We start from the raw sequence: 22,767 nt of genomic DNA on the forward strand, positions 1-22,767 counted from the left end.
CTCAGAGCACGCTCGTCATGCCGCCGTCGACGTAGAGCACCTGGCCGGTGACGAAGTCGGCGGCGGGGGAGACCAGGAACAGCAGCCCGCCCACCAGGTCCTCGGTACGCCCCCAGCGACCGGCCGGGGTCCGCCCCCGCACCCACGCGCTGAACTCGGTGTCCTCGACCAGCGGCCGGGTCAGCTCGGTCTCGATGTAACCGGGCCCCAGCCCGTTGACCTGCACGCCCCGCGGACCCCAGTCCGCGCACATGCCCTTGGTGAGCATCTTCAGCGCGCCCTTGGTCGCCGCGTACGGCGCGATGCCGGGGCGGGCCACCTCGCTCTGCAGCGAGCAGACGTTCACGATCTTGCCCCGGCCGCGCCCGGTCATCCGCCGGGCGGCCTCGCGGCCGGTGAGGAACGCGCTGGTGAGATTGGTGTCGAGGATGCGGTGCCAGTCGGAGTCGGTGAACTCCAGCAGTGGTGCCCGCAGTTGCATCCCCGCGTTGTTGACCAGGATGTCCAGCGGGCCCACCCGCTCCTCGACCTCGGCGATCCCGGCGGCCACCGAGGGGCCGTCGGTCACGTCGAACACCGCCGTGTGCACCCGGTCGCCCGGCAGTTCCGCCGCCGCCCGCGCGAGGCGCGCGCCGTCACGTCCGTTGAGGACCACGGTGCAGCCCGCCTCGGCGAGACCACGGGCCAGGGCGAGTCCGATGCCCCGGCTGGAACCGGTGACCAGGGCCGTACGGCCGCTGATGTCGAAGAGAGGGTGGGCCGTCATCGCCGTACCGCTCCTAGATGACCAGTGAGAGCAGCAGCACCAGGCCGCCGGCGACCACCGAGATGATGGTCTCCATCACCGACCAGGTCTTCACCGTCTGGCCGACGCTCAGGCCGAAGTACTCCTTCACCAGCCAGAAGCCGGCGTCGTTGACATGGCTGAAGAAGAGCGAACCGGCGCCGATGGCCAGCACCAGCAGGGCGGTGTGCGTGGTCGACATGTCGGCCGCGAGCGGCGCGACCAGACCGGCCGCCGAGACCGTCGCCACCGTGGCGGAGCCGGTCGCGAGCCGGATCGCCACCGCGATCAGCCAGGCGAGCAGCAGCGCCGGGATCGACCAGTCCTTGGAGATGTCCAGGATCATCTGGCCCACACCGCAGTCGATGAGCGTCTGCTTGAAGCCACCGCCCGCGCCGACGATCAGCAGGATGCCGGCGATCGGCATCAGGCCCTTCTCGACGGTCTGCTGGAGCCGGCCCTTGGTGAAGCCCGCGGGGCGGCCCAGCGTGAAGAAGCCGACGATCACCGCGGCGAGCAGCGCGATCAGCGGGGAGCCGACCACGTCGAAGACCCGCTGGGTCATGTTGGCCGGGTCGTCGATGACGATGTCCACCAGGGCCTTCGCCAGCATCAGCACCACCGGCAGCAGCACGGTGGCCAGCGTGGCGCCGAAGCCCGGACGGCGCTCGAGGCTCTCCGAGGCGCGCTCCGGGATCATCCGGTCCGGCGCCTGGACGTCCACCCAGCGGGCGGCGACCTTCGAGAACAGCGGACCGGCGATGATCACGGTCGGGATGGCGACCACGATGCCGAGGGCCAGCGTGACACCCAGGTTGGCCTTGACCGCGTCGATCGCGACCAGCGGGCCGGGGTGCGGCGGGATCAGGCCGTGCATCACGGACAGACCGGCCAGCGCCGGGATGCCGATCCGCATCAGCGAGTAGTTGCCGCGCCGGGCGACCATCAGGACGACCGGGATCAGCAGCACGATGCCGACCTCGAAGAACAGCGGCAGACCGATCACGGACGCGATGAGCACCATGGCCCACGGCATCGCACGGCCGCCCGCCTTGGCGAGGATCGTGTCGACGATCTGGTCGGCGCCGCCGGAGTCGGCGAGCAGCTTGCCGAGGATCGCGCCGAGCGCGATCAGCACACCGACACCGGCGACCGTGCTGCCGAGGCCGGTCGTGAAGCTCACGATCGCCTTGTCGAGCGGGGCACCGGCCACCGCTCCGAGCACCAGCGAACCGATGGTCAGGGCGAGGAAGGCGTGGAGCTTGAACTTGGTGATGAGAAAAACGATGACGGCGATGCCCGCCAGGACGGCTATGCCCAGCTGGGCGTGGCCGGCCGAGGTGATCGGCTGGACGGTGTCCGCTGCCAGCATCTCGACGCTGAGTCTGGTCACGGGATTCCCTTGCGGTTACGGGGATTCGGGGGACATGAGGGGGGTGGAGAAAAAGGGGTACTGCGGTACTGCGGTACTGCGGTACTGCGGTACTGCGGAGGGGGACTACGCGGCGGCGAACGCGGCCAGAGCCTCGGCCGCCCGCTCGGCGATCTCCTCGGGGGACCCGCTGACGTCGACGGCGACACCCGCCTCGTCCGCCTGGAGCGGCTGGAGCGTGGCGAACTGCGAGTCCAGCAGCGCGGTCGGCATGAAGTGGTTCTGCCGCTGGGCCATCCGGTTCTCGATCAGCTCACGGCTGCCGGTCAGGTGCACGAACACCACACCGGGGGCCTCGGCCCGCAGCCGGTCGCGGTACGACCGCTTCAGCGCCGAGCTGCTGACCACCCCGCCGAGCCCCACCCGGCCGTGCGCCCAGCGCCCGATGGCATCGAGCCACGGCCACCGGTCGGCGTCTTCCAGGGGGGTACCCGCCGTCATCTTGTCGATGTTGGCCTGCGGGTGGAAGTCGTCGCCCTCGGCGTACGGGACGCCCAGCCGGGCGGCGAGCAAAGGACCGATCGTGGTCTTGCCCGTCCCGGCGACGCCCATCACGACGACGACCTGGGGGGTGCGCATGACTGCCTCGCTGTCTTCTTCGACATCGACGCCGTACTCCGGCGTCGATGTACTGAAACCCATTAGGTACGACAAATTCAAGTGGGTGTGACATATAAGTCTGACTTTTTATGGCTGTGATCCAGGCCGTACGCTGAGTGCATGAGCACACCGGGCCGGGGGCTGCACGGCCGCGTACTGGACACCCTCGGCCCCGCGATCACGGCGGGCGAGTACCCGCCGGGCAGCGTGCTGCGCACCGACGAACTCGCCCAGCGGTTCGACGTCTCCCGCTCCGTCATGCGCGAGGCGGTGCGCGTGCTGGAGTCCATGCACCTGGTCGCCTCCCGCCGCCGCGTCGGCGTCACGGTCCGCCCCAAGCACGAGTGGAACGTCTACGATCCGCAGGTCATCCGCTGGCGCCTCGCGGGCGCCGACCGCCCGCACCAGCTGCGCTCGCTGACCGTGCTGCGCTCCGCGATCGAGCCCGTCGCGGCGGGCCTGACCGCCCGCAACGCCACCGCCGAGCAGTGCGCCGAACTCACCGAGTGCGCCCTCGGCATGGTCGCCAACTCACGCGGCCACAAGCTGGACCAGTACCTGATCCACGACATCGCCTTCCACCGGATCATCCTCACGGCCTCCGGCAACGAGATGTTCGCCCGGCTCGGGGACGTCGTCGCCGAGGTTCTCGCGGGCCGCACCCATCACGACGTGATGTTCGCCGACCCCGACCCGCCGGCCGTCACCCTGCACGTCCGGGTGGCCGAGGCCGTCCGCGCCGGCGACAGCGCCCGCGCGGAGGAACTGACGCGGGAGATCACCGTGGGCGCGCTCCAGGAACTCGACATCCTGGTGCCGTAGGGCGCGGTCAGTCGAGGAACTCCCCGTCGACGTACACCCACGCCCCGTCCACCCGCTCGAACCGGCTCCGCTCGTGCAGCGAACCGCCCCGGTAGGAGGCCCGGAACGTCACGGTCCCCGTCGAGTGGAAGGCGGACCCGCCCCCGGTGTCCAGGATCTCCAGCCCCGTCCACCGGGTACCGGGATCGAGCTCCAGCTCTTCGGGCCGCGTCCGCGGATGCCAGGTCCGCACCAGATACGCCACGTCCCCCACCACGAACGCGCTGTACCGCGACCGCATCAGCGCCTCCGCGCTCGGCGCCGCGGCCGCCCCCGAGTGGAACCGGCCGCAGCAGTCGGCGTAGGCCCCCGGCAGCCCGCAGGGGCAGGAGGCGGGAGCGGCGGTACGGGACGGCGTACGGGAGGTGCGACGGGCCATGCGCGCCATTGTGCCGGACCGCGCCCGGACCCCGGAAAAAGCAGAAGGGCCCCGGAAAAACAGAAGGACCCCTGATCGCCAGGGGTCCTTCAGTGGTGTCCGAGGGGGGACTTGAACCCCCACGCCCGATAAAGGGCACTAGCACCTCAAGCTAGCGCGTCTGCCATTCCGCCACCCGGACAAGGTGTCTGTCGTGCGGGGCGTTCCCCGCGGCGACGAAGGAAACATTACCAGGCTTTCGAGGGTGTCCGATCACCCCCCGGCCCCGGCCCCCGCCGTGTGAACGCCCTGTGGCGGGGTGGACGTGAACGGGCCGGGGAGGGGGAGGATGGGGGTGACCCACCAGCAGTGACAGCGGGAGGAAGCAGCGTGAGCGAGACGGACACGACCAGGGGCGTCACCGGTGAGGACGAGGTCGTGGACCTCTGCCGCGAGCTGATCCGGTTCGACACGAGCAACTACGGCGACCACTCCGGCCCCGGCGAGCGCGCCGCCGCCGAGTACGTCGCCGGGAAGCTCGCCGAGGTCGGCCTCGAGCCGAAGATCTTCGAGTCGCATCCGGGGCGCGCGTCCACCGTCGCCCGCATCGAGGGCGAGGACCCGTCCCGGCCGGCCCTGCTGATCCACGGCCACCTGGACGTCGTGCCGGCCAACGCGGACGACTGGACCCACGACCCCTTCTCCGGCGAGGTCGCCGACGGGTGCGTGTGGGGGCGCGGCGCCGTCGACATGAAGGACATGGACGCGATGACCCTCGCGGTCGTCCGCGACCGGCTGCGCAGCGGGCGCAAGCCCCCGCGCGACATCGTCGTCGCCTTCCTCGCCGACGAGGAGGCGGGCGGCACCTACGGCGCCCGGTACCTGGTCGACAACCACCCCGAGCTGTTCGAGGGCGTCACCGAGGCGATCAGCGAGGTCGGCGGGTTCTCCTTCACGGTGAACGAGCAGCGCCGGCTCTATCTGATCCAGACGGCCGAGAAGGGCATGCACTGGATGAAGCTGACCGTGGCCGGCACCGCCGGGCACGGCTCCATGATCCACCGCGACAACGCCATCACTGAGCTGTCCGAGGCGGTCGCCCGCGTCGGCCGCCACAAGTTCCCGGTACGGGTCACCAAGACCACCCGCGCCTTCCTGGACGAGCTCGGCGACGCGCTCGGCACCGAACTCGACCCCGAGGACATGGAGTCGACCCTCGCCCGGCTCGGCGGCATCGCCAAGCTCATCGGCGCCACCCTCAGCAACACCGCCAACCCGACCCAGCTGAACGCCGGTTACAAGGTCAACGTCATCCCCGGCGAGGCCACCGCGCACATCGACGGCCGGTTCCTGCCGGGGCACGAGGAGGAGTTCCTCACCGACCTCGACCGGCTGCTGGGCCCGAACGTGCGCCGCTCGGACGTCCATGCGGACAAGGCGGTCGAAACCAGCTTCGACGGTGCCCTCGTGGAGGCCATGCAGTCCGCACTGCTGGCCGAGGACCCGATCGCGCGTGCGGTGCCGTACATGCTCTCCGGCGGTACGGACGCCAAGTCGTTCGACGACCTCGGCATCCGCGGCTTCGGCTTCGCTCCGCTCAAGCTGCCGCCGGAGCTGGACTTCGCCGGGATGTTCCACGGCGTGGACGAGCGGGTTCCGGTCGACGGGCTCCAGTTCGGCGTGCGGGTGCTCGACCGGTTCATCGGCGCCTCCTGACCGTCCGGGCGGCCGCCGTCGCCGGTAATCAGGCAGGTGTACGAGATCAACTGAGAAGAGTGAATGCGACGATAAGCTCGTAGCCCGATTACTCCCTCCTCGTTACTCGTGATGTGACCCCGCACCTTGGGGCCGCGTTTCCAACTAGGAGGAATAATGATCAAGAAGGTCGTCGCTGCCGCGGTCGCCACCGGTGGACTGGTTCTCGCGGGTGCGGGCATGGCCGCCGCCGACGCCGGTGCCAGCGGTGCCGCCGTGGGTTCGCCGGGCGTCCTGTCCGGCAATGTCGTCCAGGTGCCGGTGCACGTGCCGGTGAACCTCTGCGGCAACACGATCAACGTGATCGGGCTCCTGAACCCCGCCTTCGGCAACACCTGCGTCAACGACTGACGTCAGCCGTTCACAAGGCGTCTTCAGCGAACCGTCGGCCCCGGAAGCGCGATTCCCGCGCTCCGGGGCCGACCGGTTACGCACCCAGTCGAAGCAGGGACATCCCAGGGGGGATCAGAACATGCGACAGGGCACCCGTAAGGGCCTGATGACGATGGCGGCCGCGACCGGAGTGATCGCGGCGGCCAGTGGATACGCGCACGCCGACGCGGGAGCGGCCGGCTCCGCCGCCCGCTCGCCCGGCGTACTGTCCGGCAACACCGTGCAGGTCCCGGTCCACGTGCCGGTGAACGCCTGCGGCAACACCGTCGACGTGGTGGGCCTGCTCAACCCGGCCGCCGGGAACGCCTGCGGCAACGGGGCGCGCGGTGCGTCGGGGGGCGCGCACGCGGGCGCCCACACCGCCGACTCACCGGGAGTGGGCTCCGGGAACACCGTCCAGGTGCCGGTGGACGTGCCGGTCAACCTGTGCGGGAACAGCGTCGACGTGATCGGCGTGGGGAATCCGGCGGGGGGCGAGCGGTGCGGGAACGGGGGGCACGGGCGGGAGCACGGAACTCCGCCGGGCCGACCCGGCCATCCGGGCACGCCGGGTCACCCCGGCCACCACGGGGACTGCCCGCCCGGCCATCACGGGCACCACCCCGGAAACCCCGGCACTCCCGGTACTCCTGGCAACCCGAGTACGCCCGGCACCCCAGGCAACCCCGGTACTCCTGGGAATCCGGGTACGCCCGGGAACCCCGGCACTCCTGGGAATCCCGGCAACCCCGGTACTCCCGGCAACCCCGGAACGCCTGCCAACCCCAGTCAGCCGGGCAACCCCGACACTCCCGCCACTCCGGGCCGGCCGAGCGCCCCCAGCACGCCCGCCACCCCCTCCACCGGCGGTGACCACACCCGGCAGGGGGCCTCCCAGGCCGGCTACGGCCACGCCTCGGGCGGGCAGCTCGCGCACACCGGTGACGACCTGCCCCTCGGCCTCGCGCTGTCGGCCGGCGCGGGCGCGGTCCTCGCCGGCGCGGTCCTGTACCGCAAGGCGCGCAACGCGGCCTGACCCGACGGGCCACCCGCGAGAACGGCCACCCGGAAGACGGAGCGGGCCCCTGCCGCAGGACGGCGGGGCCCGCTTCCGGTCATGTGCTCCCGCTCACCACGTGGCCCGCACCTGGCGGATGATCCGCCGGCGCAACCGCACCCTGCGGCTGCCGTCGCGCATGAGGCTCAGTCGGTCCAACTCCCAGTGTCCGTACTCGGCATGGTCCGTGAGTAGGCGCGTCGCCTCCTTGCGGGACACCCCGCGGGGGACGTACACGTCGACAAATTCGTATTCCGGCATCGCATCTATTGTGCGGGCTGGTGCCCGGTACGGATAGCGTCTGCACTATGTCTGATGCTGCGCAGCCCACCGCTGCCGAGGTACGCGCCGCCGCCGAGGCGGTCAAGACCGCGCTCGACCGCCACCTGGCGGCCGTCGAACGCAGGACGGGTGACGACGACCCGGCCGTCCACGAGGCGTTCAATCAGCTTGCGGCGGCCGGCGAGGTGTACGACGAGCTGCTCTACGACCGCTACGACGAGGTCACCCCCTTCGAGATCCCCGGAGCCGACGACTCGCTGCCGCCGTACACGGGACCGGAGGAGCCCCACGCCGTCAGCGTCCTGATCCGCCGCGACTACACGGTGGCCGAGCCCCAGCGCTTGCTGGCCCAGGCCCAGCGGGTGGAGGCCGCCGAGTTCGAGGACGCCCTCACCGAGGACGACACCGCGAACACCGTCCCCGGCGCGCTGGGCATCCTGTTCGGCGAGTTCGAGCCGGACGAGATCGCGTCCCGGCACCGTGAGTTCGGTCTCGCGGAGGGTGACTCCACGCTCTGGGTCACCGCGGCGGAGGAGGCGGCCGAGCCCGGTGAATGGCTGGAGGCCCCGTTCGAGGAGGCCGACCCGCAGCAGGTGATCTGCCGCTTCGACGTCAGCGCGGTCTTCGACCGGGACGACAGCGACGACGACGCCGACGTGCCGGGCACGCTCCTGGACGAGCTGGCCGACGACGATCTGGAGCCACTCGACCGCGACCGGTGAACGCACGGCGGTGCCCGTACCGGAGTGATCCGGTACGGGCACCGCCGTGTCCGCGCGGGCTCAGCCCGCCGGAGGGAGCTGCACCCGCAGCAGCGTCCGCAGCCGGGTCGTACGCGGCTTGGCCACGCTCTCCGCGACCGCCCTGGGCAGCGCCTGCTCCACGCCGTGGACGACCGACAGGTGCCGGTCCGCCCGGCCGAACGCGGTGTAGACCCACGGCCTGGACAGCACGTCCGCCGCGTCACCGGGGAGCACCACCACGGCGGCAGGCCAGCGGCCGCCCACCGCCTGGTGCGCGGTCAGGGCCCAGCCGTGCCGGACCCGGCTCTCCACCAGCTCCCTGGGGACGACCACGGGCGCGCCCGCGCACTCCAGGTGCAGCCCCTCCGCGTCCGCGCGGACCACGCGGCCCGGCACCGTACGGCCTGGTGCGGGGGAGTACACGATCCGGTCGCCGGGGTCGAAGCCGCCGAAGCGGCCGGGGCCGGGGTTCAGCCGCTCCTTCAGGACCGTGTTGAGTGCGCGGGTGCCGGCGGCGCCGCCGTGGCCCGGCGTGATCACCACGGTCTCCTCGGGCGGGACCCCGAACGCGCGCGGCACCGAGTCCGCGACCAACTGCACGGTGCGGTGCACCGCCTCGCCCGCGTCCCGGACCGGGACGATCACGATCTCCTTGCCGGGTGCCTCGACCTGGGCCAGCTCGCCCACCCCGATGCCCGAGACCAGTTCGCCGAGCGGGCCGGGGTCGGGGACGCGGGAGGCGACCTGCGGGCAGGCGGGGACGGCGAGCAGATCCGCGAAGACCCGGCCCGGACCGGCCGACCACAGCACCGCGGGGTCGCCGCTGAGCACGAGCCGTGCGCCGTCGGGCAGCGACTCGGCCAGCATCGCGGCGGCCTCCACGTCCAGCTGGGGCGCGTCCAGCACGATCAGCAGGTCCAGGTCCAGCGCGCCCTCCGCGTCGCGGCCGGGGCCGGAGGCGCCGGACAGCAGGCCCGCGACGGTGCCCACGGTTCCGCCGGGCTCCTCGCCCAGGTGCGCGGCGCAGCGCCGGGCGCCGTCGGGGGTGTGGCAGACCGCGAACGCGCGCAGGCCCGCCGCGCGGGCGGCGCCGAGCAGGGCGGCGGGTTCGGCCCGGGCCGCCTCGCCACCGGTGTGCAGGACCAGGCCGTGCCGGGCGACCTGGCGGGCGAGGTCGGCCGCGCCCCTGGTCAGCGCGGCCACGGCCGCCTCCCAGGGCTCCTCGGTCTCCTTGGGCACCGAGTTCACCAGCCGGGCCAGCGCGTCCGCGAGGCTCTCCTCGGCGAGGGCGTACCGCTCCAGACCGGCGAGGACGCGGACCGGGACCTCCTCCTCGTCCGTCTCGGCCGCGGCGGGCTGGGCCCCGGGTTCCTCCAGGGCGTCCTGGAAGACGAGGGCGTCGCCCTCCGCGAGCGCGCTCTGTACGGCCTCGTCGGGGTCCGGCACCGCCCGCTTGCCGAGAGCCTCGGTGAGCGCCGGGAGGTCCAGCGCGGTGTGCCCGGCGACGGCTGCCTGCTCCAGCAGCCACACCGTCAGCGCTCGCCCGCGCCGCTCGTCATCGGGACGGCACTCCGCGCCCAGCAGGGCCCGTGCGAACCCGTCCGCCTGCTCCGGCCGCACTCCCGCGACCCGCAACAACTGCCAGGGATCGGCGCGCAGCGTGTCCTCGGCACCGTCCCCGAGGGTGACGACCACCTGCGGGGCCAACGCCTCCGGGGCTCCACCCTCGGCAAGCACCGCCCGTACGGCTCCCACGGTCTCCGCGTCCGGCACGGCCGTCACCGGCACGGGCTCCGGTCGCCGCACCGGCTCCGGCGCGGGCCGCCGGGGCGCGGGCGCGGGCTCGGTGAAGCCGCGCGCGCTCACCTTCTCCCCGCTCTCCACGGCCCGCACGGCGGCCAGCAGATCAGCCGCCTTGCCGCTCAGCTTCCCCCCGCTCTCCACCGGCCCCCGCCGCTCCGCCTTACGCCGGGCGATCCGCTCCCGCTCCACCCGCTGAGCGGCCAGCTCGGCCTCGGCCTCGGAGGGAGCGCTCGCGCCGTCGGCAGCGTCCGGCGCACCCGCCCCGGCCGCGGGGCCGCCGCTCTCCGCGCCACCGGCGTCCAGTTCCGCTCCGCCGTCCCCGGAGACCGCGCCCGCGTCCTCGGCTGCCCCGGCGGACGGCGTCCGGGCCGGCCCGTCGGCATCGTCCGCGCGGCCACCGCTGCCCGGCTCACCGGCGTCCGGCGCCCCGGCGTCGTCCCGGCCGCCGCTGGCCGTCCCGGTACCGGACTCGTCACCGCCCGCGGACACCTCGGCCCCGCCGGCCCCGGCAGTCTCCGTCCCGGCTTCCGTCGCTCCGCCGGAGGTGCCCTCGGCCGGGGTGGGGGCCGGGGAAGCGGCCCCTTCCGTGTCGCCGGCAGGCGTCTGCTCCGTGGTCACAGGGTGCTCCAGTCGTGATCGGGGTAGCGGTGCACCGGGGCCGACACGTCGTCCAGCGCCCGGCAGATCTCGTCAGGAAGACTAAGCGCCTCCACCGACAACGCCGCCGCGAGCTGCCGTGCGTTGCGCGCTCCGACGATCGGGGCGGTGACGCCGGGTCTGTCCCGGACCCAGGCCAGGGCCACCTGGAGCGGGGTGACCGCGAGCCCGTCGGCGGCCGTGGTGACCGCGTCCACGATCCTGCTCGCGGTGTCGTCGAGATACGGCTCGACGAAGGGCGCCATGTGCTCGGAGGCACCGCGCGAGTCGGACGGCACACCGCCCCGGTACTTCCCCGTCAGCACGCCCCGGCCCAGCGGGGAGGAGGGCAGCAGCCCGACGCCGAGATCGAGCGCGGCGGGGAGCACCTCGCGCTCGGCGCCCCGCTGGAGCAGCGAGTACTCGAGCTGGGTCCCGGCCAGCCGGGTGCGGACGCCCGGCGCGGCGAGCTGCCAGGTGGCGGCCTTGGCCAGCTGCCAGCCGCAGAAGTTGGACACCCCCGCGTACCGCGCGCGCCCGCTGCCGACCGCGAGGTCGAGCGCCTGGAGCGTCTCCTCCAGCGGGGTGGAGGGGTCGTGGCAGTGGATGTGCCACAGGTCGACATGGTCGGTGCCCAGCCGCTCCAGCGAGGCGTCGAGCGCGGCGAGCAGATGTCCGCGGGAGCCGTCGGCCGGGCGGTCGGGATCGGGCACGCTGCCCGCCTTGGTGGAGATCACCAGGTCCTCGCGGGGCACCAGGGAGTCCGTCAACCGCCCGAGCAGATACTCGGCCGCCCCGTCGCCGTACACGTCCGCGGTGTCGACGAGGGTGCCGCCCGCTTCCCAGAACGCCTTCAGCATGTCCGCGGCGTCGTGCTCCTCGGTGTCCCGGCCCCAGGTGAGGGTGCCGAGTCCGATCCGGGACACGCGCAGGCCGGTACGGCCGAGATGCCTCTGCTCCATGAGCGCGAGATTACTGGCCAGAGCTGCTGCCGTGGGTTGCCTGTGGACAACGGGACCCGGCCGCGACGCCTGGCCTGGACACCCCCGTGACACCCCCGCCGGGGTGGGCCGCGCGGGAAAGGATCGCTAAGGTCGGCCACAGATACGTTACTTGCGAGTAAGGGGATCGGCATGCAGCTCGGGATCAACCTCGGCTACTGGGGCGCCGGGATGGACGGGGACAACCTCGCCGTGGCGCAGGAGGCCGACCGGCTCGGCTACAGCGTCTGCTGGGCCGCCGAGGCCTACGGCTCCGACGCCGCCACGGTGCTCACCTGGGTCGCCGCGCAGACGGAGCGGATCGACGTGGGCTCCGCGATCTTCCAGATCCCGGCCCGCCAGCCCGCCATGACCGCGATGACCGCGGCGACCCTGGACTCGCTGTCCGGCGGCCGCTTCCGCCTCGGCCTCGGCGTCTCCGGCCCCCAGGTCTCCGAGGGCTGGTACGGCGTCAAGTTCGACAAGCCGCTCGCCCGCACCCGCGAGTACGTGGACATCGTCCGCAAGGCGATGACCCGCGACCGCCTGTCGTACGAGGGCGAGCACTGGACGCTGCCGCTGCCCGGCGGCCCCGGCAAGCCGCTCAAGCTGACCGTGCACCCGCAGCGCGAGCACATCCCGCTCTACATCGCCGCCATCGGCCCGAAGAACCTGGAGCAGACCGGCGAGATCGCCGACGGGGCCCTGCTGATCTTCCCCTCCGCCGAGCACCTGGAGGACACCGCCGTCTCCTACCTGCGCGCGGGCCGGGAGAAGGCGGGCAAGACCCTGGACGGCTTCGACATCTGCCCCACCGTGCCGCTCGCGCTCGGCGAGGACGCCGACGTGACCCGGCTCGCGGACACCTTCCGCCCCTACACCGCGCTCTACGTCGGCGGCATGGGCAGCCGGCAGCAGAACTTCTACAACCGGCTCGCCCAGCGCATGGGGTACGAGAAGGAGGCCGCCGAGATCCAGGACAAGTACCTGGCCGGTGACAAGGACGGCGCCGCGGCCGCCATCCCGCACGACCTCATCGACAAGACCACCCTGCTCGGCTCGGTGGACCGCATCGCCGACCGGATGGCGGCCTACGCGGCGGCCGGCGTCACCACCCTCACGCTCGCCCCGGCCGGCTTCACCCTGGAGGAGCGGCTCGCGGCCCTGCGCGGCGGCGCCGAGGCCCTGGAGCGCGCCGGCCTCGCCTGACGGGGGCCGGGGGAGAGGTTCGCGGCCGTGGTGGGGGCTCGGGGGGTCTTCCCCGCCACGGCCGTCACGGGGAACAACGCGCCGGGCCGGACGGGGTTACGCCCCCACGCGTCCCTCCTTCGGCCCAGCGCGGATGTCCTCCTGTTGCGCGCCCCCTTGACCCGCATTTGACTACTTCTCTGCGGAATCGTGCAGAGAGGGGCCCGCGATGCTTTCGGCCAAGAGCCTGTTCCAGGAGATCCTCGACGACGACGCGTCCTTCCGGCTCTTCTGCTCCATCGCCGCCAGCGGCGAGTCCCAGGGCGGCTGGGAGAACGGCAGGATCGCCGCCCTGGTCCCCGAGAGCGCCCGCGGCCTCGCGCCCCGCATCGCCCGGCACGGCGCCGACGAGGACAAGCACGGCCGCATCTTCGAGGCCCTGCTGCGCAAACGCGGCCTGAAGCCCGTCGAGGTCCCGCCCGACACCGACTACACGATGCTCCTCGAACGCCACGGCATCGGGCTCGCCCACGACAAGCTGAAGGCGGACCGGCCGCTGACCGAACTGGACGTCGTCACCTACCTCGCGCACAGCCGGGTCACCGAGCAGCGGGCCTCCGAACAGATGCGGATGCTGCTCCGGCACTTCGGCGACCACCCCGACCTCGGGCGCGCGGTGCGCATGATCTCCCACGACGAGGACAACCACCTCGCCTACTGCCACGAGGAGCTCCTGCGCCTGGCCTCCCGGGGCCACGGCCGGACCATCCAGCGCGTCCTGCGGGAGAGCGCGCTCGCGGAGATCCGGATCCACCGGGACGTCAGCCTCGCCGTCATGGCCCGCATGGGCCGCGTCCTTGGCTGGTCCGCCGCGAGGAACGCGCTCCTCGCGGCCGGCATCCACGCCCTGTACGCGTGGGAGCGGGCCGTCGGCTGGCGCCGCATGGTCACCCTGGAGATGCCCGAGCGGCGCGACGCCCTCGGCGGGCCCGCCCCCAGGGCGACCGAACCGGTGTGAGCTACAACCAGCCGCGCCGCTTGAAGTTCCGGTACAGCAGCAGTTCCAGCACCGCCATCACCGCGACCACTGTGGGGTAGCCCCACACCCAGCGCAGCTCCGGCATGTGCTCGAAGTTCATGCCGTAGATGCCCGCTATCAGCGTCGGGATCGCGGCCATCGCCGCCCAGGACGAGATCTTGCGCATGTCGTCGTTCTGCCGCACACCCATCTGCGCCAGATGCGCGGAGAGGATGTCGGACACCAGCCGGTCCAGGCCCTCCACCGACTCGTTGACGCGCGTCAGGTGGTCGTTGACGTCCCGGAAGAACGGCCGCGCCGCGGGGTCCACGAACGGCACCGGGGTCGCGGACTGCCCCATCCCCGCCAGCCGGGCCATCGGCACCGTCAGCGGCACCGTCGCCCGGCGGAACTCCAGCACCTGCCGCTTGAACAGGTAGATCCTCGAAGCGGTGTCCCGCGTCCCGGCGTCGGACGGCGAGAACACGTCCGCCTCCAGCTCCTCCAGGTCGGTGCCCAGCTCGGTGGCGACCTCCAGGTACTGGTCCACGGTGGCGTCCGCCACCGCGTACAGGACCGAGGTCGGGCCGTGCCGCAGCTTGTCCGGGTCCCCCTCCAGCCGCTGCCGTACCTCCGGCAGCGGGGAGGAGTCGCCGTGCCGCACCGTCACCACGAAGGAGTCGCCGAGGAAGAGCATGACCTCGCCCGTGGTCACCGTGTCGCGCGCCGACTCGTAGAACACCGGCTTCAGCACCACGAACAGCGAGTCGTCGTACGTCTCCAGCTTGGGGCGCTGGTGGGCCTTCAGGGCGTCCTCGACCGCCAGCGGATGCAGCCCGAAGACCTTGCGGACCTCTTCGAACTCGTCCGCCGTCGGATCGTGCAGCGCGATCCACACGAACGCGTCGTCGGACGCACGCGCCTCCCGCAGGGCTTTCGCCGGATCGCCGGACGAGTCGGTCCGATGCCCGTCACGGTAGATGGCACAGTCGAAGATCACGGAGCGTATTCTCCCGCCGTCCTGCCCCGAACGCACTCGGGGCCCCCTCATTGTGCGCCCCCGGTCACCGCCCGGCGGCGCCGGTCTACGCTGGGCCGCATGCCCACCCTGATCCTCGTTAGGCACGGCCGTTCCACCGCCAACACCGCGGGGCTCCTCGCCGGCTGGACCCCCGGCGTCGCCCTCGACGAACGCGGAGCCGAGCAGGCCGCCGCCCTGCCGGGCCGCCTCGACGGCCTGCCGCTGGCCGAGATCGTCGTCAGCCCCCTCCAGCGCTGCCAGGAGACCATGCGGCCACTGCTGGAAGCCCGCCCCGGTCTCACCCCCCGCACCGACGACCGCATCGGGGAGTGCCACTACGGCGACTGGTCGGGCCGCAAACTGGCCGAGCTGAAGGACGAACCCCTCATGGAGGTCGTCCAGACGCACCCGTCCGCCGCCGCCTTCCCCGGCGGCGAATCCATGCGCGAGATGCAGACCCGCGCGGTCGCGGCCGTACGCGACTGGAACGCGCGCGTGGAGAGCGAGCACGGTCCCGACGCCGTGTACCTGATGTGCTCCCACGGCGACATCATCAAGTCGATCGTGGCCGACGCCCTCGGCCTCCACCTCGACCTGTTCCAGCGCGTCTCCGTGGAGCCCTGCTCGGTCACCGCGATCCGCTACACCCGGCTGCGGCCCTATCTGGTCCGCCTCGGCGAGACCGGCGACCTCGCCTCGCTGGCCCCCCGCGAGACGCCCCCGGACGACGACGCACCGGTCGGGGGCGGTGCGGGCGCACCGTGATCGCCGCCCGCAGTAGGGTGAGGCGGTCGGCCGCACGGTGTGCCCGCACGCCCGTACCGACCGCTTGAACCGCTCGAACGATCCCGAACCCAATGGAGACAGGACGTGTCCCGTCAGGTGTTCCTCTACGACCCGCCGGACCGCTTCGTGGCCGGCACGGTCGGACTGCCCGGACGCCGTACGTTCTTCCTCCAGGCCACCGCGGGCCCGCGGGTGACCAGCGTGGCCCTGGAGAAGGCCCAGGTCGCCGCGCTCGCCGAACGCATGGACGAGCTTCTCGACGAGGTCGTGCGGCGCAGCGGCGGCAACGCCGCGGTGCCCGCCGTCGCCCCCGTCGAGATCGCCGACACCGGCCCGCTGGACAGTCCGGTCGAGGAGGAGTTCCGCGTCGGCACCATGGCGCTCGCCTGGGACGGCGAGGAACAGCGCATGGTCGTCGAGGCCCAGGCCCTGGTGGAGCTGGACGCCGAGACCGCCGAGGACCTCGCCGAGGCCGAGGAACGCCTCCTCCAGGACGAGGAGAACGGGCCCCCGATGCTGCGGGTCCGGCTCACCGGCGCGCAGGCCAGGGCCTTCGCCAAGCGCGCCCTGGACGTCGTCAACGCCGGGCGGCCGCCGTGCCCGCTGTGCAGCCTCCCGCTCGACCCGGAAGGACACGTATGTCCGCGCCAGAACGGATACCGCCGGGGAGCGTGAGCGCCGCGGACACGGGAACCGACGCGGACGCCGCCGAACTGCTCGCCCACGGGGAGCTGACCGTACGCGGCCGCATCCGGGACGCCTCCAACGCCGCGCTGTTCTGCACCGTCGCCCTCGACGGCCAGGAGGCCACCTGCGTCTACAAGCCGGTCGCGGGGGAGCGCCCCCTGTGGGACTTCCCCGACGGCACCCTGGCCGGCCGCGAGGTCGCCGCCTACGAGGTGTCCAGGGCGACCGGCTGGGACCTGATCCCGCCGACCGTACTGCGCGACGGGCCCTACGGCGAGGGCATGTGCCAGCTCTGGATCGAGGTGAGCACCGACGCCGAACTCCTCGCGCTCGCCGAGGGCGAGGAGGCCGGGCCCGGCTGGAAGGCCATCGGTCTCGCCGAGGTGGGCGAGGGCCGTACCGCGCTGCTCGTGCACGCCGACGACGACCGGCTGCGCCGCCTCGCCGTCCTGGACGCCGTGATCAACAACGCCGACCGCAAGGGCGGCCACCTCCTGCCCACCGTCGCCGGGCATCTCTACGGGATCGACCACGGCGTCTCCTTCAACGCCGAGAACAAGCTCCGCACCCTGCTGTGGGGCTGGGCCGGCGAACCCCTCACCGAGGAGGCCCGGGAGGTCCTCGCCTCCCTGCGCGACGCCCTCGCCGAGGGCGGAACCCTGGCCGCTACGCTGGCCCCGCTGCTCACCCCGGCCGAGATCGACGCCACCCGCGCCCGGGTCGACGACCTCCTCGCCACCGGCCGCCACCCCGAACCCACCGGAGAGTGGCCCGCCATCCCCTGGCCCCCGGTCTGAGACCGGCGAGCACGGGAAAGCCACCTGGCGCAAGAGCGCCCATCCGGCCATCCGGCCGCCTTGGGCGTGATCCGGTTCGTAGCCCCAGCTCATGGCCGGTTACGCTCATGTACATGCATGCCTGGCCCGCTTCCGAGGTCCCCGCCCTGCCTGGTCAGGGCCGCGACCTGAGGATTCACGACACCGCGACCGACGGTCCGGTCACCCTCGACCCCGGTCCCGTCGCCCGGATCTACGTCTGCGGCATCACGCCGTACGACGCGACCCACATGGGTCACGCGGCGACCTACAACGCGTTCGACCTCGTCCAGCGCGTGTGGCTCGACACCAAGCGGCAGGTCCACTACGTCCAGAACGTCACCGACGTGGACGACCCGCTGCTGGAGCGCGCGACCCGGGACGGCGTCGACTGGGCCGACCTCGCCGTGCAGGAGACCACCCTGTTCCGCGAGGACATGACCGCCCTCAGGATGCTCCCGCCCCAGCACTACATAGGCGCCGTCGAGGCCATACCCGGCATCGTCCCGCTCGTGGAACGGCTGCGGGAACTGGGCGCGGCCTACGACCTCGACGGCGACATCTACTTCTCCGTCGACGCCGACCCGCACTTCGGCCAGGTCTCGAACCTGGACGCGGCCGCCATGCGCGCGCTGTCCGCCGAGCGCGGCGGCGACCCGGACCGGCCCGGCAAGAAGAACCCGCTCGACCCGATGCTGTGGCTCGCGGCCCGCGAGGGCGAGCCGAGCTGGGACGGCGGCACGCTCGGCCGGGGCCGCCCCGGCTGGCACATCGAGTGCGTCGCCATCGCGCTGGACCACCTGGGCATGACCTTCGACGTCCAGGGCGGCGGCTCCGACCTCGCCTTCCCGCACCACGAGATGGGCGCCTCCCACGCCCAGGTGCTCACCGGCGAGTTCCCCATGGCCAAGGCGTACGTGCACGCCGGCATGGTCGGCCTGGACGGCGAGAAGATGTCGAAGTCGAAGGGCAACCTCGTCTTCGTCTCCGCACTGCGCCGCGACGGCGTCGACCCGGCCGCCATCCGGCTCGCCCTGCACTCCCACCACTACCGCTCCGACTGGGAGTGGACCGACCAGGTGCTCCAGGACGCCGTGGACCGCCTCGGCCGCTGGCGCGCCGCCGTCTCCCGCCCGGACGGCCCCTCGGCCGACGCGCTGGTGGACGAGGTCCGCGAGGCCCTGGCGAACGACCTGGACGCGCCCGCCGCACTCGCGGCCGTGGATCGCTGGGCGGCCCGTCAGGAGGCGGAGGGCGGCACCGACATCGGCGCCCCCGGCGTCGTCAGCCGCACCGTGGACGCGCTGCTCGGCGTGGCTCTCTGAGCCGAGAGACAAGCGGGGGCGGTACCCGACCGGGTACCGCCCCCGCTTTCTCAGTCCTCCGAGCCGTCCGGCTCGTCGCCGCCCTCGGAGGCGCCCGGCGCCTCCGGCTTCGGCGGCTTGGGCGGACGGGTACGGCCGCTCGGCGTGTCCCGGCGGTACGGCCCGCTCTCCGCGCCGTCCGCCGTGGCGTGCCCACCGGGCCCGCCGACGTCCCGGCGCCGCAGGTACCGCTCGAACTCGCGCGCGATGGCCTCACCGGACGCCTCGGGAAGCTCGGCGGTGTCGCGGGCCTCCTCCAGCGTCTGCACGTACTCCGCGACCTCGCTGTCCTCGGCCGCCAGCTGGTCCACGCCCGTCTGCCAGGCACGCGCGTCCTCGGGCAGCTCGCCCTGCGGTATACGCAGGTCGAGCAGGTCCTCCAGACGGTTCAGCAGTGCCAGCGTGGCCTTGGGGTTGGGCGGCTGGGAGACGTAGTGCGGCACCGCCGCCCACAGTGACACCGCGGGCACCCCGGCGTGCGTGCACGCCTCCTGGAGCACCCCGACGATGCCCGTCGGGCCCTCGTACTTGGTCTCCTCCAGGTTCATCCGGCGCGCCAGGTCACCGTCCGAGGTGACCCCGCTGACCGGGACCGGGCGGGTGTGCGGGGTGTCGCCGAGCAGCGCGCCCAGGATCACCACCAGCTCCACACCCAGCTCGTGGGCGAAGCCCAGCAGTTCGTTGCAGAACGAGCGCCAGCGCATCGACGGCTCGATGCCGCGCACCAGCACCAGGTCACGGGGCTTGTCCCCGCCGACGCGGACCACCGACAGCCGGGTCGTCGGCCAGGTGATCTTGCGTACGCCGCCTTCCATGAAGACCGTGGGGCGGTTCACCTGGAAGTCGTAGTAGTCCTCGGCGTCCAGCGCCGCGAACACCTCGCCCTTCCACTCGCGTTCCAGATGCCCGACCGCCGTGGAAGCGGCGTCACCGGCATCGTTCCAGCCCTCGAACGCGGCCACCATGACTGGGTCGATCAGCTCGGGAACACCCTCCAGCTCGATCACCCAGTGCCTCCTTCCGACGTGCTCTCGCCTGACCACCCAACCTTACGGCGTCCTGCGGGAGCCTCAGCAGCCCCCTCGCAAGGGGCTGAACGGATCACTGCCCCGAACCCCGGCCCGGAACACCCTGCGGCGGAGCCTGCTCCCAGGCGCCGTCCACCGGACCGCCCTGGCCCCGCACCCCCGCCCCGCCGCCCGCCAGGTGCGACTGGAGCCGCAGGTGCCGGAACTCGAAGCACGCGCCCGACCTGCGCAGCACGCCCCGCCGGTGGGCGTCCTCCAGGAACGCCATCAGCCGCCACGGCAGCCGCCCGGTCACCGCCAGCCACACCCGCGCCACCGCGAACCGCCCCCAGGCGCTCAGCGCCAGCGCGGCCGCGCCCAGCGGCAGCCACAGCCGGGTCCCGACATGCGCCAGCCCGCCCCAGTCGCCGGGCAGCACCATCACCGGCACACAGACCAGTGCCACCAGCAGCGCCACCACCCCGGCCCGGGTGAACGACGCCGTCCGGTCGGTACGCAGCGACGAACCGGGGCCGGCCGCGCGCATGATGTCCGACGGCACGCTCAGCGCCCGGTACACCCCGCAGACGCAGCCGCCCACCAGCCCGATCAGCACCCCGACGGCCATGAAGGGCGGCAGACAGCGCACCAGCAGCCCGGTGGCCGGACCCTGGGTGAGCCAGCCACGGGCGGGCGCGGGCAGCACCGACCGCAGATTCGCCGGGTACGCCTCGGTCATGCCGCCGGCGAGCGCCAGCCGCACCACCACGACCCCCTCCCGCGACTCGAACGCCGTCCGCCGGGAGGTGAAGGGGCGGCACATACGGTCCTCGACCAGCGGGATCGTGCAGTCGGGGGGCTCGGCGTCGCCGGGGTAGGCGATGGGGCGGGCGCCGTCGCCGGGGATCAGCATCCGGCCGTGCAGCGGGCGCGTGGTGACCGCCGTACGCACCCCGTCCCGCGACGCGAACCGCCAGCCGTCGATCCGCCGGCCCGCGAGGTCCTCCACGCCGGCCGACTTCAGCACCGTCACCCCGACCGCGGCCAGTCCGGCGGCGGTGCAGGCGGTGATGCCGATCAGCAGGGCGGCCGCGGTGCCGCGTACGGCGCCGGCCGCGAAGCGCTGGCCGATCCGGCCCGCGCGTCCCGGATGCGGGCCGTCCGGCCGGTGAGTGCCGCTCACCAGCAGCGCGGTGCCCGCCGCCATGCAGGTGGTGCCGATCAGCGCGGTCCAGGGATCGCGCGAGGAGTCCAGCAGTACCGACCCCGCCGAAGCCGCGCCGCCCAGCAGCACGGTGGTGCCCAGCACCCGGGCCACCGCCCGGCCCGCCGCGCCGCTCCAGGGCAGGCTGAGCGGGGCCGGGCGCCGGGGGAGTCCCGCGATGCCGAAGAACAGCGTGAACAGCAGCGAGAACAGGCACCCGCCGAGCAGGTCCGGCATCCAGCCGTCGGTCAGCGTGCCGTAGCGGAAGCCGAACCGGAGGTCGTCGGTGCAGGCGAACGCCGCCCACAGCAGCCCGCTCACCAGCGCGGTGAGCAACGCCTGCCGCAGGATGAACCGTCTGCTCGGCAGGCCCCCGTCGCGCGGCAGCAGACAGGCGGCGCCGAAGGCGAACCCGAGGGTCTGGCCGAACAGCGTGGCGCCCACCGAGACGACGTCCTCCGTCCCGGCCTGCCCGCCCAGCACCCGAGCCGCCATCACCGGCAGCACCAGCAGGGCCTGCACCGCCAGCGCCAGCAGCCCCGGTGTGTACACCCGCAGGGTGGCCGGCAGCATCGACTCCAGCTCCCACCAGGCGAGCCGCCCGGTGTCGCGGTGCTGCAACGCCCGCGCCAGCACGGTGAGCCTGCGCTCCGCCTCCACCGCGGCCTCCGGCCCGGAACCGGCGAACGCGGCCGGGACGAACGCCCCGAGCAGATGCTCCTCCACCGAGGCCACCGTGGGGAAACGCTTGATGTCCAGCAGCTCCCGGGGATCGCCGGAGGTGTCGCCGTAGACCGCGCGGGCCAGCGAGACCATCAGGGGAGTGGTGAGCGCCCGCGCCGGGGCCGAGCCGGGACGCTCGCGGAGCTCCCGCAGGACGGGCGTCCACACCGTGGCCCGCTCGCCGTCCACCGTCGGCAGGGGACGGGCGGTGCGCTCCAGGTGGGCGGCGGCCTGCTCCAGGTCCAGGGGGAGCAGTTCGACCACCTCGGCGGCGGTGAGCACGTCACCCTCGGCCACCGCCGTCGCCCACGCCTCCTTCCGGCTGGTCAGCAGCAGCGGCAGGTCGTCGTCCAGCTCGGCGTTGACCCGCCGTACGGCCGCCGCCCGGCCGGGACGGGCCAGTTCGTCGAAGCCGTCCAGCACCGGCATGACCAGGCCCGAGTCCAGCAGGGCGCGGGCGAGCGTGCGCTGCCCGTCGGGGGCGGCCAGCGGGGGATAGTCGGCGGCCAGCCGCTCGGCGAGCCAGTCGCGCAGCGGGGTGCGCCACGGGTCCCAGCCGGCCAGCGGGAGGATCACCGGCACCGGTCCGCCCGGTGCCCGTGCCGCGAGCCGGCCGAGGACGAAGCGCAGCGCCAGCACGCTCTTGCCCGAGCCGGGCCCGCCCAGCACCACGACCCGGCGGCCGGGTGGTACCGGGAAGTCGTCGGGCACGTGCTCCACCGCCGCCTCGCGCGGGGCGGGCAGGGGCTGGGCGCGGCGGACGTTCTCCGGGTGGTCCGCCAGCCGCCGGTCGGCCGGGGCCCAGCGCACCTCCATCGGCATCGGGTCCCGCAGCCGCCGGAACCGCGCTTCCGCCGCCCACTGGTCGCGCACCGCCTCGGCCAGCGCGTCCGCCGCGCGGCGCCGGTCCTCGGCCGCCGACCGCAGGGGCGGGTCGGCGTCACCGCGCAGGATGTCGGCCACCAGAGCCACCACCGACACGAAGGCGCCGATCGCCGAGATCAGGACGCCCGCGACCGCCGCGTCCAGCCACCAGAACCGCAGGACCGCCGCGAGCGCGGCGAGCGCGGCGCCGCACGCACCGAGGCCGAGCCGCCGCCGCGCCCGCGCCGTGTGCCATCCGCCTCGCATATGACCGCTCCCCGCACCTGGGCCTCGCCCCGCTCTGCTCTCGCCGGCCCCACTGCCGCCGGGTCCAGTGTTGTCGGAAAGATCCGTTTTAGCCGTAGACAGGGTGGTAAACGCACACTTTGAAACACGTTCGAGGGAGCGCGCGGGAGTGTTCGGGGGC

General features: G+C 73.2%; 21 protein-coding genes and 1 tRNA gene. 11 read left to right on the forward strand and 11 right to left on the reverse strand.

The features are described 5' to 3' along the window. Position 1 precedes the first annotated feature (1 nt). The 3 genes from EV284_RS29560 to EV284_RS29570 form a co-directional block, all read right to left on the reverse strand. A complete protein-coding gene (locus tag EV284_RS29560; RefSeq protein ID WP_130339573.1) occupies positions 2-766 on the reverse strand; it encodes an SDR family oxidoreductase in 765 nt (254 codons plus the stop codon). Positions 767-779: 13 nt separating this feature from the next. Then, on the reverse strand, positions 780-2,177 hold the full coding sequence (locus EV284_RS29565) for a gluconate:H+ symporter (RefSeq protein WP_086693410.1): 1,398 nt from the start codon (positions 2,175-2,177) through the stop codon (positions 780-782). A gap of 105 nt (positions 2,178-2,282) precedes the next feature. Then, positions 2,283-2,795, reverse strand: a complete 513-nt coding sequence (locus tag EV284_RS29570) for a gluconokinase (RefSeq protein ID WP_130339575.1) — start codon at positions 2,793-2,795, stop codon at positions 2,283-2,285. A 141-nt stretch (positions 2,796-2,936) separates the two neighbouring features. On the opposite strand from EV284_RS29570, the gene EV284_RS29575 reads away from it, so the two are divergent. Then, entirely contained in the window at positions 2,937-3,638 is a 702-nt protein-coding gene (locus EV284_RS29575; RefSeq protein ID WP_130339577.1) for a FadR/GntR family transcriptional regulator, read from the forward strand. 7 nt (positions 3,639-3,645) lie between these two features. On the opposite strand, the gene EV284_RS29580 is transcribed toward EV284_RS29575, so the two are convergent. Further along, on the reverse strand, positions 3,646-4,056 hold the full coding sequence (locus tag EV284_RS29580) for a YchJ family metal-binding protein (protein ID WP_130339579.1): 411 nt from the start codon (positions 4,054-4,056) through the stop codon (positions 3,646-3,648). Between the two features lie 93 nt (positions 4,057-4,149). Continuing rightward, a tRNA-Leu gene (locus EV284_RS29585) sits at positions 4,150-4,237 on the reverse strand. Positions 4,238-4,425: 188 nt separating this feature from the next. On the opposite strand from EV284_RS29585, the gene EV284_RS29590 reads away from it, so the two are divergent. The 3 genes from EV284_RS29590 (at position 4,426) to EV284_RS29600 (ending at position 7,198) form a co-directional block, all read left to right on the forward strand. Next, positions 4,426-5,751 carry a M20/M25/M40 family metallo-hydrolase gene (locus EV284_RS29590; RefSeq protein WP_130339581.1) on the forward strand — a complete coding sequence of 442 codons (1,326 nt, stop codon included), beginning with the start codon at positions 4,426-4,428 and terminating at the stop codon, positions 5,749-5,751. Between the two features lie 156 nt (positions 5,752-5,907). Then, positions 5,908-6,141 carry a chaplin ChpH gene (gene chpH, locus EV284_RS29595; protein WP_130339583.1) on the forward strand — a complete coding sequence of 78 codons (234 nt, stop codon included), beginning with the start codon at positions 5,908-5,910 and terminating at the stop codon, positions 6,139-6,141. 121 nt (positions 6,142-6,262) lie between these two features. Further along, the gene (locus EV284_RS29600) at positions 6,263-7,198 is read left to right on the forward strand and encodes a chaplin (RefSeq protein WP_130339585.1); all 936 of its coding nucleotides are present in this window, start codon (positions 6,263-6,265) and stop codon (positions 7,196-7,198) included. A 93-nt stretch (positions 7,199-7,291) separates the two neighbouring features. On the opposite strand, the gene EV284_RS29605 is transcribed toward EV284_RS29600, so the two are convergent. Further along, complete coding sequence (locus tag EV284_RS29605) at positions 7,292-7,480, reverse strand: DUF5703 family protein (RefSeq protein WP_046732800.1); 189 nt, start codon at positions 7,478-7,480, stop codon at positions 7,292-7,294. Between the two features lie 47 nt (positions 7,481-7,527). Between EV284_RS29605 and EV284_RS29610 the strand changes: the two genes are divergently transcribed. Further along, positions 7,528-8,223 carry a hypothetical protein gene (locus EV284_RS29610; protein WP_130339587.1) on the forward strand — a complete coding sequence of 232 codons (696 nt, stop codon included), beginning with the start codon at positions 7,528-7,530 and terminating at the stop codon, positions 8,221-8,223. Between the two features lie 60 nt (positions 8,224-8,283). On the opposite strand, the gene EV284_RS29615 is transcribed toward EV284_RS29610, so the two are convergent. Continuing rightward, positions 8,284-10,665 carry a helix-hairpin-helix domain-containing protein gene (locus tag EV284_RS29615; RefSeq protein ID WP_242625866.1) on the reverse strand — a complete coding sequence of 794 codons (2,382 nt, stop codon included), beginning with the start codon at positions 10,663-10,665 and terminating at the stop codon, positions 8,284-8,286. After that, entirely contained in the window at positions 10,662-11,645 is a 984-nt protein-coding gene (locus EV284_RS29620; protein ID WP_130339589.1) for an aldo/keto reductase, read from the reverse strand. The genes EV284_RS29615 and EV284_RS29620 overlap by 4 nt, the downstream gene beginning before the upstream one ends. 171 nt (positions 11,646-11,816) lie before the next feature. Here EV284_RS29620 and EV284_RS29625 point away from each other — a divergent pair, with 171 nt between their 5' ends. Further along, positions 11,817-12,872: an LLM class F420-dependent oxidoreductase gene (locus EV284_RS29625; protein WP_130339591.1), complete on the forward strand. Its 1,056-nt coding sequence runs from the start codon at positions 11,817-11,819 to the stop codon at positions 12,870-12,872. Between the two features lie 208 nt (positions 12,873-13,080). Then, positions 13,081-13,869, forward strand: a complete 789-nt coding sequence (locus tag EV284_RS29630; RefSeq protein ID WP_130339593.1) for a ferritin-like domain-containing protein — start codon at positions 13,081-13,083, stop codon at positions 13,867-13,869. 1 nt (position 13,870) lies between these two features. Here EV284_RS29630 and corA read toward each other — a convergent pair whose 3' ends face one another. After that, on the reverse strand, positions 13,871-14,869 hold the full coding sequence (gene corA / locus EV284_RS29635) for a magnesium/cobalt transporter CorA (RefSeq protein WP_130339595.1): 999 nt from the start codon (positions 14,867-14,869) through the stop codon (positions 13,871-13,873). A 99-nt stretch (positions 14,870-14,968) separates the two neighbouring features. Here corA and EV284_RS29640 point away from each other — a divergent pair, with 99 nt between their 5' ends. The 4 genes from EV284_RS29640 to mshC all read left to right on the forward strand — a co-directional run bounded on the left by EV284_RS29640 (position 14,969) and on the right by mshC (position 18,503). Then, the gene (locus tag EV284_RS29640; protein ID WP_130339597.1) at positions 14,969-15,655 is read left to right on the forward strand and encodes a histidine phosphatase family protein; all 687 of its coding nucleotides are present in this window, start codon (positions 14,969-14,971) and stop codon (positions 15,653-15,655) included. Between the two features lie 105 nt (positions 15,656-15,760). Continuing rightward, positions 15,761-16,351 carry a DUF3090 domain-containing protein gene (locus EV284_RS29645; RefSeq protein WP_086693440.1) on the forward strand — a complete coding sequence of 197 codons (591 nt, stop codon included), beginning with the start codon at positions 15,761-15,763 and terminating at the stop codon, positions 16,349-16,351. Continuing rightward, complete coding sequence (locus tag EV284_RS29650) at positions 16,315-17,160, forward strand: SCO1664 family protein (protein WP_130339599.1); 846 nt, start codon at positions 16,315-16,317, stop codon at positions 17,158-17,160. The genes EV284_RS29645 and EV284_RS29650 overlap by 37 nt, the downstream gene beginning before the upstream one ends. Positions 17,161-17,273: 113 nt before the next feature. Next, the gene (gene mshC / locus EV284_RS29655; RefSeq protein ID WP_130339601.1) at positions 17,274-18,503 is read left to right on the forward strand and encodes a cysteine--1-D-myo-inosityl 2-amino-2-deoxy-alpha-D-glucopyranoside ligase; all 1,230 of its coding nucleotides are present in this window, start codon (positions 17,274-17,276) and stop codon (positions 18,501-18,503) included. 50 nt (positions 18,504-18,553) lie between these two features. Here mshC and EV284_RS29660 read toward each other — a convergent pair whose 3' ends face one another. Together EV284_RS29660 and EV284_RS29665 are read right to left on the reverse strand one after the other, a co-directional pair. Further along, a complete protein-coding gene (locus EV284_RS29660; RefSeq protein ID WP_130339603.1) occupies positions 18,554-19,549 on the reverse strand; it encodes a PAC2 family protein in 996 nt (331 codons plus the stop codon). 94 nt (positions 19,550-19,643) lie between these two features. After that, on the reverse strand, positions 19,644-22,607 hold the full coding sequence (locus EV284_RS29665) for an NACHT domain-containing protein (RefSeq protein WP_130339605.1): 2,964 nt from the start codon (positions 22,605-22,607) through the stop codon (positions 19,644-19,646). Positions 22,608-22,767: the final 160 nt, after the last annotated feature.

This window comes from Streptomyces sp. BK022 (assembly GCF_004217355.1).
GTDB lineage: Bacteria > Actinomycetota > Actinomycetes > Streptomycetales > Streptomycetaceae > Streptomyces > Streptomyces griseoluteus.